The sequence below is a fragment of the Aquimarina ulvae genome, assembly GCF_053613295.3.
This window is the reverse complement of record NZ_JBSIBP030000001.1, coordinates 291,726-306,252: the sequence shown is the minus strand read 5'-3', so window position 1 is coordinate 306,252 and position 14,527 is coordinate 291,726. Positions and strand designations below refer to the sequence as shown.

Below are 14,527 nucleotides of genomic sequence, written 5' to 3'. Positions count from 1 at the left end.
AAAGCTCATAATTAAGCTTTCCTTATTAATCACTATAAATTATATTTAAGCAACATCATCTATATCATCAAAAGACGAATCTTCAATATTTCCTATACAGATAAAACATGCCTTAATTAAACTATTCAAAACAACCTCACCATCCAAAACATCAATTAAGTTTGTAATATCCATATTTGATCTTATTTTAGACTTGCCTTTTACATAAAAAGTTTTAGTAATCCTATCTAAACTTAATACAAACGAAATCTCATCGAATTCTACACTGCCGAAAAAGTTTATTTTCTGAAATTCAGAATACTTAATCATAAACAGCTTAAACAACTCATTCTTTAATAAAGTGGTATTAGATTCCTTATTGAATTTACAAACTTGTTCATTTCTATTTACTCTGGCTTTATCAAGAACTATAGAATATGGTTGCCCATTAAAAATTAATGGATTTTCCTTAATCAAGTTCATCTCTTTTAATTCGCCATCAATAATCATCTTTCTAAGATATTTATAATCAGGAGCATTTTCAATACTCAAATTATAGTCTATATATCCTGCTTTCTTCAAAAACATATTTAGTGTACTTTCTACTATTGTTTTAACAGCAAAATTTTCCTTTTTTTGAATACATAAATACCCATATTTAGAACCTTTTGGAATATAGAACATTGAGAATAGTTCTCTACTCTGTAAATCCATTCTAGAAGCACTATATTTTAGAGAATTCGTAATACCATCCTTAACCTTAAATTCATCACCTGTGTAACCTGGTTCAAAATTAACAGCTATAAATCTTTTATCTCTATCAATTAATGGTAATCTGGATAAAGTAAATGTTCTTGATCTACCTTTACTATCATAGTACCTATAAATTTCTGTTAATCTATAATTACAGAAATTATTAATTACTTCTAAGAAATCTGTCTCACCATTAAAGTGATCTAAAACTTCATTCTCCTTTTTGCTATTTTCAATACTTAGCCTGTATATATTAAGTATAACCATAGTTATATTTTTTAAATTATGAAAATGAAAAAGTTATCAACAACGTTTTACCGGAGTTACGAACACTTTTCCTGTATTTTAAAAAAACTTTTAACTTGGAAAGAAGATTCTTATTATATACTTTTGAAGTATTAAAATAATAAGGAGAAGAGATAATCTCAACTCTCCAATTTCTTAATTTATTATCTGGTCACCACACCTTAAATTTTAATTAAGAAAAACAAGTTAGGGATATGTTCGCGCGTGTCCCTTTTTTATTTCCTGGTTTTACATCTCTTCATTAATCTTTTCTTTATTCTTATATAATCCTTTTTAATTAATCTTTTTTAATCAAAAAAGAGGAAGATCCTTTTGAAGGAAACTCCCTCTTTTGCCCTATATAAATGGTCTTTTAAGACCCACACATTAAACAATCATCTCCTTCGGCTTCTTTTGATTGTGCAATAATTGCACGAAGCTCTTCTGGAGTCAGCGCTGTACCTTCTGCAGAAACTTGTACTGCTTCTGGTTTTGCTTCAGTTTTAGGAGCAGATTTTGCTTCCATTACCTGAGCTGCTGCAACAGCTACTTTTTCTGCTTGTGGTTGTTCTTTCTTTTCAGTTTTCAGCGTAAACTTAATAGCATCCACTGCAGATTTGGTTCGTAAGTAGTACATCCCTGTTTTTAATCCGCTCTTCCATGCATAGAAATGCATAGACGTAAGTTTTGCCATCGTAGCGCCTTCCATAAATAGATTTAGTGACTGAGACTGATCTATGAAGTATCCTCTATGACGAGACATATCGATAATGTCCTTCATACTCAATTCCCAAACCGTTTTATAAAGTTCCTTAAGATCTTGCGGAATGATATCTATATTCTGGATAGATCCATTGGCACGCATAAACGTATCTTTCAGATCATCACTCCATAGATTTAATTTTACAAGATCTTCTAACAGGTGTTTGTTTACTACAATAAACTCTCCAGATAATACACGTCTTGTATATATATTACTTGTATACGGCTCAAACGCTTCATTATTTCCTAAAATCTGGGATGTTGATGCTGTTGGCATCGGTGCTACTAACAATGAATTACGCACACCGTTTTTCAAAACTTTTTTACGAAGATCAGCCCAATTCCATCTTCCACTTAATTCTTCATCTTTAATTCCCCATAAGTTATGTTGGAATTCTCCTTTAGAAATTGGAGACCCTTCATAAGTCTGATATGGACCATCAGCTGTAGCTTCTTCCATAGATGCTGTAACAGCAGCAAAGTATAAAGTTTCGAAAATCTCTTGGTTCAATTTCTTAGCCTCATCACTAGTAAATGGTAATCGCAACATGATAAAAGCATCTGCTAATCCCTGCACTCCTAATCCAACGGGACGATGACGCATATTAGAGTTTTCTGCTTCTTTTACAGGATAGTAATTACGATCTATGACTCTATTCAGATTTTTGGTTACTCGTTTTGTAATTTTAAACAGTTCTTTATGATCAAACGCTCCGTTTTTCACAAACATGGGTAAGGCAATAGATGCCAAATTACATACTGCTATCTCATCTGGACTTGTGTACTCCATGATTTCTGTACACAGGTTAGAGGAACGAATCGTACCTAGATTCTGCTGATTAGATTTGCGATTTGCTGCATCTTTATACAACATATATGGTGTTCCTGTCTCGATTTGAGATTCTAAAATCTTCTCCCAAAGCTCTCTGGCTTTTATTGTTCTGCGTCCTTTTCCGGCAGCTTCAAAACGAAGATAGGCTTCTTCAAACTCATCACTATGAATATCAAATAATCCAGGACATTCGTTAGGGCACATTAAGGTCCACTCTGCATCTTCCTGGACACGTTTCATAAATAAATCGGGAATCCACATTGCATAGAATAAATCACGCGCACGCATTTCTTCTTTACCATGATTTTTCTTAAGATCTAAGAAATCAAATATATCTGCATGCCAAGGTTCTACATAGATTGCAAAAGAACCTTTACGTTTTCCTCCTCCTTGATCCACATAACGTGCAGTATCATTAAACACCTGTAACATCGGTACAATTCCATTAGATGTTCCATTTGTCCCTGCAATATAAGAACCTGTAGCTCTCACATTATGAATAGATAAACCTATCCCTCCTGCTGATTGAGAAATTTTAGCAGTTTGTTTTAATGTATCATATATTCCATCAATACTATCATCTTTCATCGATAATAGAAAACAAGATGACATCTGTGGTTTTGGTGTTCCTGAATTAAATAAGGTTGGTGTAGCGTGTGTAAAATACTTCTTAGACATCAACTCATAGGTTTCTATCGCTGCATCCAAATCGTTAAGATGAATACCAATAGAAACTCTCATAAGCATATGCTGAGGACGTTCTGCTATCTTACCGTTTATCTTTAGCAAGTAGGAACGCTCTAATGTTTTAAAACCAAAATAGTCGTAGCCAAAGTCGCGATTGTATATAATTGTAGAGTCTAACTTCTCTCTATTAGCCATGATCACATCGTACACCTCATCAGAGATTAGTGGCGCTTTTTTCTCTGTTCTGGGGTTTACATACTCATATAAGTCTGTAACCACTTCAGAAAATGTCTTCTTTGTATTTTTGTGTAGGTTAGAAACTGAAATACGAGCTGCCAATTTAGCGTAATCAGGATGCGCAATTGTCATGGTAGCAGCAATTTCTGCAGCAAGATTATCCAGTTCACTTGTTGTTACACCATCATACAATCCTTCTATCACTCTCATGGCAACCTTTACCGGATCAACCAGCGTATTTAATCCATAACATAACTTCCTTACCCTTGCGGTAATTTTGTCAAACATAATTGGCTCCTTATGACCATCTCTTTTTACTACATACATACGCTTTTGGTTTTTATAAAATTCTTCAGTTAGAAGAATGTGATATTAATTTTGTTAATCCTTTTTTGTTTTTTAAAGCTATATAATGGATTTCCCCCGAAATCAGATACCAAAAAAAATCCCTGTATCGCTATAACCAGAGTATTTCTACAAGTAAAATATAATTATATAACTGTCGCCTTTCTTGTTTTTTGATAAAGCTTTTAGAAAACTTTATCAAACTGAGCTAACCACTAATCAAACAGCAAACCCGTTTTTGATCAGCTCAGAATGAATAATATGCTTATTTTGAAGTGATTCTCAGAGATTAAAAATCGGCATCAAAACTTATTTTATTTTCCTCGGTGTCTTTATTAAGAACTCCTGCTTTTTGATACTCTGAAACTCGTTTTTCGAAAAAGTTTGTCTTTCCTTGTAAAGAGATCATATCCATAAAATCAAATGGGTTTGCAGTTCCATATTCTTTTTCGCAATCTAGTTCCATCAACAATCTATCTGTAACGAACTCTAAATACTGTGTCATTAATTTAGAATTCATCCCTATCAAACTTACAGGAAGCGATTCTGTAACAAATTCTCTCTCTATATTTAAAGCATCCACTATGATTTCACGAATTCTCTCTTTTGGCACTTTATTTACTAAGTGATTATTGTGTAAATGCACGGCAAAATCACAATGCACACCTTCATCTCTGGAAATTAATTCATTAGAAAAAGTAAGCCCGGGCATTAAGCCTCGTTTCTTTAACCAGAAAATAGAACAAAATGCTCCCGAAAAGAAAATACCTTCTACTGCTGCGAAAGCGATTAGGCGTTCTGCAAAAGAATCAGATTCGATCCATTTTAATGCCCAATCTGCTTTTTTCTTGATGGCAGGAAAGTTATCGATTGCTTTGAATAAAATATCCTTCTCTTTTTCGTCTTTTACATAAGTATCGATTAATAAAGAATACGTTTCAGAATGAATATTCTCCATCATAATCTGAAAACCATAAAAGAATTTTGCTTCACTATACTGAACTTCATTCACGAAGTTCTCTGCAAGATTTTCATTTACAATTCCATCAGAAGCTGCAAAAAATGCCAAAATATGTTTAATAAAATAACGTTCATCATTTGTTAATTTGGTTGCCCAATCTGTAATATCCTGATGTAAGTCAATTTCTTCGGCTGTCCAGAAACTAGCTTCTGATTTTTTATACCAATCCCAAATATCATGATGTTTAATAGGAAAAATTACGAATCTGTCTTTGTTTTCTTGTAAGATTGGCTCTACTGCATTCATCTTTTTTTCTTTTAGCTAGTTTTACGATTTTTTTGTTTCCGTTACGGACTAACAAAGATCAAAAAATGCTTAGGAAGTTTCACAAAAAGTTAGCAAACGTTTTCAACAAAGTTTTCAACATGAAGGGAAATCACCTTTAAAATTCAATAATTAACACAATCGAATTAACCATTTGATTATCAGTGTTTTAAATAGAATTAAAAGATATAAACAAGACTGTTAGTAACCCCAACAAATCTCTTATTTTACACTTACTAACAAGATTTTTTACACAAAAAAAACGAAACCTAAAAATGATCATTTTTACGGCAAAACCGCACCTTACTAATTATAAATAAAATTCAATTTTTTATTGCTTATAATTAAAAAAAAAGAAAAATCATAGGTGAATTATACCTATGATTTTTCTAAAACAATCTTTTATCTTTTTATTTTCTTTTATGGCCAAGAAAAAGTTTCTCCTGTAGCATGATTTGTATATGTACCTGTTCCATTAGACAACCAAACATAGCTTTCTGACAAAACACCTGCGCTATATACCTCTATAGTCCCAGAACGATCAGTTTCATTATAGGTGAGTTCTAAACTATTATCTCCCGTTACTATATCCAATTCAATGATATTATCCATTTTTCTATAGGTTATTATGGACAATACTGTTATTCCATCATCCTCATAAACCGTTACATCAAAATAATTTCCATCTTTACTTATTTTACCTTCGTATAATGTTCTACGAACACCCGCTTCTTCTATATCATATGCGAAATAATCAAAATTAGCATCTGATGTAACAGTATAGTATAATGTTAGACCTCCAAAACTCCATACCCATACATCAGTAGTAGCAGAATTTTTAGCAAGAGAACTTTGTTGTGCTGGCGTATCTGGTATTTGCAGAAATGCCTCAGAAATGGCTAGTGCATTAGACTTCAAGGAAACTAAATATATACTGGCGGATGAAGCGTATACATCATCACCTATATATGCATCCATAGCCTCCGGAGTATCTATGTTTTGAATAGATTCTTGTTGCTCTCTAACACGGTTCTGAATATCCTCTAATTGATCCTCGTTCTCAATAATCACTTCATCATCATTACTACAAGATTGAAACATTATTGTTACTGCCATCATTATAATTACACTTATATTTTTAAATTTTGTTTTCATCATTTTTTCTTTTAATTGTTAGATAATTTACTTCTTAGTGTTCACCGAGCTATTAAGGTAAACATTTAGAAAATTTTTTTTGAAAAAACTTAAAGTTTTTTAAATTCTACTCTTCGGTTTTTTGCTTTGGCTTCTGGCGTGTTTTCGTTGGCAATCGGATCGCTTTCTCCTTTACCACTAGTTTCTACTCTTGACGCATTAATATCAAATTCATTCACCAGTAAACTTTTAACAGAAATAGCTCTTCTTTCTGATAACTTTTGATTGAAAACGGCATCTCCATCGGCATCAGTATGACCAGTTATCAAAACCTTTACTTTGGAATTTTCTGAAAGCACATTTGCAATTTTTTTAATAGTGCCATAAGATTCTGATTTTACCGTTGTCTTTCCGGTATCGAATGTGATTCCATAGGTCACCAATTTCCCTTCTGTAATTAGTTTGTTACGCATATCCGGCTTGCCTACTGCATATCTTATATTACCCAGGTAGTAAAATGTGTTTTCTGTTGTTGTTTGAGAATAAAATTTCAGGTTTTTGATTGTTGTATTTTTTTCTAAAGCTCTCGGAATGTCAAATACTTTTTGCTCATCAATATACACTCTTATCCTTTGTTTCTGTTTCCAAATGGAAACGTGCATTTTTTTACCTCTACCATTATTATCCTTATGCAATTGACCGATTTGCTTATTAGAACGTAAATTCAGATTGCGATCCTCGCAGTATTTATAAACATCAACTTTACCACCGCCACTGATACCTCCTCGAATTGTAAAAATAAATCCATTTTTCCCGGGAGTGTCTTCTTGCAATTGATATCCAGGATTTTCTACATCAGAAAAAATGACCATAAGATCACGTTGATAGGCATACTTAGATACATCAAAATCAAACACTACATCATATTCTAATGTAAAATTTTCCGGAAATTCTTTAATAAATTCTGGCACATAAGATCCTTTTCCTGTTCCTATCTGAATATAACGCCCTTCTGTACTATTTAATGTCACCACTTCAGCAGAATTAGAGGAGTTCCAACGTGCGGGTAAATCACCTATTTCATCCTGAGTAAAATCCTCGAATGCAATAATGCTTTCGCCAGGAACAAAATCAAACTTAGAATATGCAGCGAAAGAAGGTTCTGCTTCCTCGGTTTCTATGGTCGTACTTTCTCCTGTAGTATCAGAAGAAATCACTACTCCTTTATCCTTCTTGCTTTTTTTCTTGCTTTTCTTCTGTTTTTTTGGTTTCCCATCAACAGTGTCATCAATAGTTTTTTCTGTTTTTTTAGATACTTTTTCTTCTGTTTTTTTTAGAATGGTTTTCTCTGCCGCTTTTTCAGCAGTTTTTGCTACTTTTTTCCAAAATTGAGCTGCTACATTCTGAGGCACTAATATCAAAAAAAGAAATGTGAGCAATACGACGATTTTCTTTAGAGTTTTCATACGTTTATATCTTTTAATTAGAAAATTGAGAACACATATAACCAATACGCTCTCACATTAAAAATTTTGATCATCCCTTTTTCAAAGGAATTTTTAAAATTTATTACTGTTCATTTTATAATTAATCTGTTTGATTTTAAACTTTAGTGCGCTTTTTATAAAAAAGGTTAACTTTATCTTCGGAAAATAAGATCAACCTATTACCCCATTGTCAGGTTACAAAGTATGAAGGAAGAACTATTAACGTTAAAAAAAGGTCAAAATCAAGGTTTAGAGAAAATTTACAACGAGTATCGTAATGCTTTTCTACAATTTGCTAAAAAATATGACCTGGATCACGATACTCTTATTGATATATATCAAGAAGCGTTTATCGCCTTACGAGAACATGCTATCAACGGCAAACTAGACGACATAAAAAGTTCTGTTAAGACCTATTTATTTAGTATTGGAAAATATATGGTCTACGATCAGCTTAAAAAACAAAAAAAAACCATTTCTTATGAAAGCAGTGTAGCGTACAAGGAAACATCAGATACCGAAGAGATTTTTGAAGAGCCACAACTAACTCCAGAACAGGAATTATTAAGGGAGCACTTTAAAAATTTGGGGAAACGTTGTCAGGAAATGTTAACCTTATTCTATTATCGCGGACTAACCATTGATGAGATTGCTAAAAGCTTGGGTTACGAAAGTAAAAATGTAGTAAAAAGCCAGAAATCTCGTTGTTTAAAATCCCTAAAAGAATTAATTAAAACCCCCGCTTAAATGGAACGAGAAGAACTAATAGACAAATACTTACGGTCAGAACTGACTTCTTCTGAAAAGGATCAGTTTGATACGTTATTAGAGAATGATATCACATTTAGAGAGGATGTTGAACTTCTTAAGAACTTAAAGGTCGTTACTGGTACAGAAAGCCGAAATGAACTAAGAAAAACCATGACCAATTTTGAGGCAAAAATTGCAGTCAAAGAAACCAAAGTCATTCCATTATTTAATTATAAGAAATTATTGGTTGCGGCTTCCATATTACTCTTAGTTGCTATAGGTGGAACGATGTTTTTTGACCCTTTTGGTGTGAGCGCCGATACCTTATATGCTGATAATTTTGAACCTTATAAAAATGTAGTAACACCGATTGTTCGTGGTTCTACTGACGATAACGACGAAGTACTTGCTTTTACTTCTTATGAAAACAAAAATTATAAATTAGCAGCAGATCAGTTCGGAACATTATATGAAACTACAGAAAGGCCTTATTTTTTACTATATCGGGCAAACGCTCTATTAGCAATTAGCAACATAAAAGAAGCGATTCCATTATTAGAAGCACATATTGCTCTCCAGGGTCAATTATCCGAAAGAGGAAAATGGTATTTGTCTCTTGCATATCTTAAGGATAACCGAAAAGAAGAAGCCATTACTTTATTAGACGAAATAGTACAAAACGGAAGCTTCAAAACAGGGGATGCCAAAAAACTTCTCCAACAACTAAAATAATTGAACTGCCTATTTTTTTTTACTTTTTCGAATCATTAAATAAAGTATTGGAATACCTAGTAAAAGTAACCACCATAGATAAGAAGTGTCTTTATGAAGTGGCATGGTGTCTCCAGAAATCATAAATCCTGACCAATAATAGGGGTGTGTCAGTAATTCATCCTCGGCAGTATTTAGATAGGTTAATTTAGCTTCGCGCAGTGCTTTATCTTTTGGTAATGAGGCTTCTAGGTTTTTATAAAATTCCTGCATTAACTCTGAGGTAGTCTGATCATTAATTTTCCATAATGTTGTGACCAAAGACTTAGCTCCTGCATAGCTAAACCCTCTTGCTAGGCTTAACATACCCTCTCCTTTTTGAAGCTTTCCCAATCCTGTTTGACATGCACTTAGTGCTACCATATCGGCGTCAACTTTAAATCCATAAAGATCTTTGACATACAACAGATTGGCATCTCCTTCTTTATTGGGTGCAAATGCGAGATAAGAATAATCAGGATGCTCATCATTAGTTGCTGCGTGTGTAGCAAAATGAAGCATATTAAAGTTTTGTGCGTTTTGAGAAAAAGACACTAAAGAGGCTTCACTCCCCGTTATGGCTTCTCCGTCAAAATATTTTGTAATCTGATTTACCTCGGTTGTATTGTACAACAACGGTCCAAAATCAGCCCTATCTTTTTGATTATCTGTACTGGCTGTACCAAAACTTGGGGCATACGCTAGCAATAGGTTCTTCTCTGCTTTTACTTTACTTTGTTGTTCTCTAAGGAGTGTAGCAGAATTGGTATAAGAAATTTGGTATTCTTTAATTAAATAATCTGGTGATTTTATTGATGTAGATAACGCTTCGAATGGTAAATAATTTAATATGCCCTCTGGGATAATAATCAATTCTCTCGATTCAATCTTCTGTAATGGTTTTTTTAAGAGCTGTTCATATATTGCATGTCCCTCTTTATAAATCTCAGCGATGCTTTCAATATTCACTGTTGATAATAGTGAATAGAATTCTGTAACCCTATCTCGATCACCCTTAGTAAAAGGAATTTTATAAAAATTTTTCTGATCATTTTCTGCAGTAATTACAAACAAGTCTTCATTAGTAGAGAAATAACTTATCAATGCCTTGTTTTTGGTAATATGAGAAGTGGTGTTCTCTAGGCTTACTACTTCGGCATTATACTTTAGATCATAATATTTTGGATATTCACGTTCGATATCTGAGATAAAATTATAATACTTGTTCTTAAGTTGGAATAAGGAATCAAAAACTACCATATCGGACTTTTGATTAAAAAATTTTTTCTCTAAATGAATAATATTTGCCCTAAACTGTTGCTCTTTATCAATAACCTGTTCTGGCACACCCCCATAAGAATTCGCTTGTGCGCTTCTGGTTGCTTCTAACAATAAAACACTTTTACTTTTCTCCATGAAATAAAAGGCATCGCTAATGTATTTTGAATCTTTGGTTCTAGCATAAAGATTATAAGCGACTGTCACCATACTATGAAACGCGGGATACATTTCTGATATCAGAAATTGCTTGTCTATCTTACTTTCAAATTCTGGTTTTAATAAATCTAGGGTTTCTACAATATTATATGATGTAGTAAAAGCTGTCTTAAGATCCTCTAATCGCTTGCTTTTTTGATATAATAGCTGTAGTGCTTCTAGCTTTTCCTTTAATATTTTGACTAACTCCAACTTAGATAACACCTTTTTAGGATTTGGGTTGTTTTCAATTTCCTTATTGTTAAAATCCGGTGCCAGTTGTATCAAAGATTCCTGATAAAAACCTAGGGCTTTCTCTGGATCATTCTGAGCCACATATAATTTTCCTAATCTAGAAAAAACCTCCGCAATATCCTGATGCTTTTGATTTAGTCTATATATCTTAGTTTTGGAAAGATACGATTGGTAAAATGTTTCGGCTTTGTCAAATTGCGTATCGGCTGTATAGATGTCACCGTATAACAAATCTGCAGACCGTATGAAAGCATCGTTTTCTGCATAGTACGTCTCGCTTTCCTGAAGCACGCTAATCGCTTCAGTAATGCTATCCTGTAATACATAATTCTTGGATATGCGTTGATAGGTAGAGAGTATATTATTCTTAAATCTTGGATTATCTTTTTGTTCTAAATAAAATACCAATGCTTCTTTAAGTAATCTACTGGCTTGTATATAGTCTTTTTGTTTTTCATAAACTTTTGCAAATCGCATTTTCGTATTAGAAACTTGGCGACTCAAATCAAAATCAGGAAATGTTTCTGCCAGTGACAAAGTTTTTTTATGATACTCTTTAGAAAGTTCAAGTTTCTCAGTGTTTTCATAAATTGATGCCAAGAAAGAATAAGCTGAGTTGAGTTCATTAAGCTCTCCTATTGTTATTTCCTCTTTTGGTATATTTTCTAAATCCTTTATTAAAAGAATAATCCATTTAATGGATTGATTATAATTTTTTAGTTTGTAGAAATATTGTCCTTTTTCTAACAAAAACCGCCTCTTATATATTATACCGTATGTTATTGTATCTAACCTAGAGCTATTTCCGACGAGTTTCTCAAATTTATCCAGATTATTTTTTAATGCCCCCAGATCAAAATGATATGCATTTGCCCTTGTCAAATATGGTAAGACATTTAATTTTCCATCTATATAATCGAGTTCTTCCGCTATTTGATAGCTTTTATTTAAATAATAATATGCACTATCCTTTTGAGAATACAAAAATGAACCTCCTTTACTTAAAAAATAATCATAATTCGCTAATTGTTGATCGGTCTGGGAATTACCTAAACAAACAACAGAAAAAAAACATATTGTCAAAATTAACCTCATAAAAAAAGCCCTCAAATAATTGAGAGCTAATTTAATTATTATTTTTAAAGGTTACTATGGATTAATATTACCTTCTAAAGAATAAGTTACAACATCACCTATAGGCTCAAAATACTTACTGATTTGTATACTTACATTCCCCTGAAAGTTAATAGTATTATTAATTGAGATTACTTGTAAACCAGTATCTTCAAAATCAGATAGATCTCCAAATTCTGCTAGTACTTCCTGATTTTCAGAGAAAATTGTTACATTAAAGCCCTCTCCATTACCAGCGATTAACACACTAAGCAATTCTGTAAAATTTATACGATCTTCACAACTACATGGAAGTGGTGGTGGTGGAACAGGGGGAAGTCTTGGAACTCTGGGCCTTATTGCTGTATTACTTAAAGCGTCTTCAATTTGTCCATTCAAAAAGTTAATCTGTTCTGTGTTTGTATCTCTATTTGCTTCCAGTTCTTCCAGTTGCGCTTGCAAATCTTGGTTGTCTGGGTCGTTTGCTAGTTCTTGTTCAACTGAAGTGATTTCTTCTACTATGAGGTCATCTTGTCTGCTTAAATACAAAAGATGAAGATCTTGCTCTAAAAATGTTCCTGTTTCTTCAGCATCAGGAATAATAATATCATCTACCCCATCATCATCACTGCAACCGTAAGGAACAGCAGCGAGTACACATAGCCAGATACATACTTGAATTGTTTTCATAAAATTATTGTTTTGGTTTTTTTATTAGTATTTCTTTCCCCACTGGGGTAAACATTATTACTATAAAAATATAAAATTTATTTTTTGATGTCTTTTGCTACCTTTTCCAGTTCCATATACCAATCTTCCCCAAATTTACGAATCAATGCTTGTTTTACGAATTTATACACTGGAACTTGCAACTCTTTCCCTAATGAACAGGCATCATCACATATTTCCCATTTGTGATAATTTACGGCCGAAAACTCTGTGTAATCTTGTACTCTCACCGGATAAAGATGACATGATATCGGTTTTTTCCAATCTACTTCTCCTTGATTGAAAGCTTCTTCTATCGCACACAACGCAGTGCCTTTTTTATCAAATATAACATAGGCACAATCGGCTCCTTCAATAAGAGGAGTCTCCAACTCATTATGAGGTGTTGTAATATAAGTCCCTTGTTCTTCTATCGCTTGAACCCCTTCTTTTCTTAGATATGGTTTTATAATAGGATAGATTTCCTCTAGTTTTTGGGTCTCTGATACTTCCAAAGGGGCACCTGCTTCTCCATCAATACAACAGGCTCCTTTGCAAGCAGAAAGATTGCACACAAAATCTTTTTCTATGATGTCTTCTGAGACTATCGTTTTTCCTAATTGAAACATACTGCGAAGATAGTTTTTATGAATAATAATACCATTTGCTCGCTAAATTTATTCCATAAAAATATTCTTTTCTCTTTTATTTTAGAATAAAGATAAACCACAGCTACGACAATGCTAAATTTTTCTTGTCTCTAGGATATAGCGCATCTGATTTTTTATTATTATCGACTCAGCATGCAAATGATAAATATTTTACTGATTATTTCTCTTTTTATGCTACTTTCATGAAAAAAAGTCTATGTATTTTTGCGCCAACCTTAAAAAATCTACCAAAATGAACGTAGACCTCAGAGAAATATTAACAGCCAGTATGATTCTTTTTGCAGTCATTGATATTGTAGGCAGTATCCCTATTATTATTGACCTTCGGAAGAAAGTAGGGCATATTCAAAGCGAAAAAGCCTCTATCGTCGCAGCTATCTTAATGATCCTTTTTTTGTTTGTTGGTAAAGAAATTCTTAATCTAATTGGTATTGATGTAAATTCATTTGCTGTTGCGGGTGCCTTTATCATATTCTTTTTAGCGCTGGAGATGATTTTAGGAATTCAGTTATATAGAGACGATGAACCGGAAACAGCTGCCGTTGTTCCCTTAGCTTTTCCTCTGATTGCAGGTGCAGGTACAATGACTTCTATCCTATCTCTAAGAGCTGAATACCAACCGATTAATATCGTAATTGCAATTGTTATAAATATTATTTTTGTTTACCTTGTTTTAAAGTCCTCTGGAAAAATCGAAAAAGTACTTGGTAAGCAAGGAATTAATGTGATTCGCAAGATATTTGGCGTAATTTTATTGGCTATTGCCGTAAAATTATTTGCAACCAATATAAAAGATCTATTCTAAATGAAATATTTTATCTATTTGCTTATTGCAGTAGCTTGCTCTTTAATTGTATACAATGCTACAGTTTTGGATTTCCAAAACATATTACAAGGTGATAGTAAAACTGCCCTTATCAGCATCCTTGCATCTGGATGTGGAATTATTTTGTTATTAATCTTATTGATTTCCAGAACTATTCAGAAAAAAAGAGGAGGGAGATAATTTTTTAATAAC

Annotated in this window: 12 protein-coding genes; 4 read left to right on the top strand and 8 right to left on the bottom strand. The window is 32.9% G+C overall.

What is annotated here, in order from left to right:
* Positions 1 to 45: 45 nt before the first annotated feature.
* From ACWGOQ_RS01365 to ACWGOQ_RS01345, 5 genes are all read right to left on the bottom strand, one after another.
* Positions 46 to 999 carry a hypothetical protein gene (locus tag ACWGOQ_RS01365; RefSeq protein ID WP_452056756.1) on the bottom strand — a complete coding sequence of 318 codons (954 nt, stop codon included), beginning with the start codon at positions 997 to 999 and terminating at the stop codon, positions 46 to 48.
* Between the two features lie 391 nt (positions 1,000 to 1,390).
* Complete coding sequence (locus ACWGOQ_RS01360; protein ID WP_452056755.1) at positions 1,391 to 3,862, bottom strand: ribonucleoside-diphosphate reductase subunit alpha; 2,472 nt, start codon at positions 3,860 to 3,862, stop codon at positions 1,391 to 1,393.
* 307 nt (positions 3,863 to 4,169) lie between these two features.
* Entirely contained in the window at positions 4,170 to 5,147 is a 978-nt protein-coding gene (locus ACWGOQ_RS01355) for a ribonucleotide-diphosphate reductase subunit beta (protein ID WP_452056754.1), read from the bottom strand.
* Positions 5,148 to 5,585: 438 nt separating this feature from the next.
* Positions 5,586 to 6,320: a hypothetical protein gene (locus tag ACWGOQ_RS01350; protein WP_452056753.1), complete on the bottom strand. Its 735-nt coding sequence runs from the start codon at positions 6,318 to 6,320 to the stop codon at positions 5,586 to 5,588.
* An 89-nt stretch (positions 6,321 to 6,409) separates the two neighbouring features.
* Positions 6,410 to 7,765 carry an OmpA family protein gene (locus ACWGOQ_RS01345; protein WP_452056752.1) on the bottom strand — a complete coding sequence of 452 codons (1,356 nt, stop codon included), beginning with the start codon at positions 7,763 to 7,765 and terminating at the stop codon, positions 6,410 to 6,412.
* Positions 7,766 to 7,990: 225 nt separating this feature from the next.
* Here ACWGOQ_RS01345 and ACWGOQ_RS01340 point away from each other — a divergent pair, with 225 nt between their 5' ends.
* Positions 7,991 to 8,533 (top strand): RNA polymerase sigma factor, encoded by a 543-nt coding sequence (locus ACWGOQ_RS01340; RefSeq protein ID WP_452056751.1) that lies wholly within the window; start codon positions 7,991 to 7,993, stop codon positions 8,531 to 8,533.
* Positions 8,534 to 9,268 carry a tetratricopeptide repeat protein gene (locus ACWGOQ_RS01335; protein ID WP_452056750.1) on the top strand — a complete coding sequence of 245 codons (735 nt, stop codon included), beginning with the start codon at positions 8,534 to 8,536 and terminating at the stop codon, positions 9,266 to 9,268.
* 9 nt (positions 9,269 to 9,277) lie between these two features.
* On the opposite strand, the gene ACWGOQ_RS01330 is transcribed toward ACWGOQ_RS01335, so the two are convergent.
* The 3 genes from ACWGOQ_RS01330 to ACWGOQ_RS01320 all read right to left on the bottom strand — a co-directional run bounded on the left by ACWGOQ_RS01330 (position 9,278) and on the right by ACWGOQ_RS01320 (position 13,467).
* Positions 9,278 to 12,001, bottom strand: a complete 2,724-nt coding sequence (locus ACWGOQ_RS01330; RefSeq protein ID WP_458202243.1) for a CHAT domain-containing protein — start codon at positions 11,999 to 12,001, stop codon at positions 9,278 to 9,280.
* 165 nt (positions 12,002 to 12,166) lie between these two features.
* The gene (locus ACWGOQ_RS01325; RefSeq protein WP_452056748.1) at positions 12,167 to 12,820 is read right to left on the bottom strand and encodes a hypothetical protein; all 654 of its coding nucleotides are present in this window, start codon (positions 12,818 to 12,820) and stop codon (positions 12,167 to 12,169) included.
* A 77-nt stretch (positions 12,821 to 12,897) separates the two neighbouring features.
* Positions 12,898 to 13,467, bottom strand: a complete 570-nt coding sequence (locus ACWGOQ_RS01320) for a DUF3109 family protein (RefSeq protein ID WP_452056747.1) — start codon at positions 13,465 to 13,467, stop codon at positions 12,898 to 12,900.
* A gap of 274 nt (positions 13,468 to 13,741) precedes the next feature.
* Between ACWGOQ_RS01320 and ACWGOQ_RS01315 the strand changes: the two genes are divergently transcribed.
* Positions 13,742 to 14,314, top strand: coding sequence for a MarC family protein (locus ACWGOQ_RS01315; RefSeq protein WP_452056746.1), 573 nt, complete (start codon positions 13,742 to 13,744; stop codon positions 14,312 to 14,314).
* Positions 14,315 to 14,515, top strand: a complete 201-nt coding sequence (locus ACWGOQ_RS01310) for a hypothetical protein (RefSeq protein WP_452056745.1) — start codon at positions 14,315 to 14,317, stop codon at positions 14,513 to 14,515.
* Positions 14,516 to 14,527: the final 12 nt, after the last annotated feature.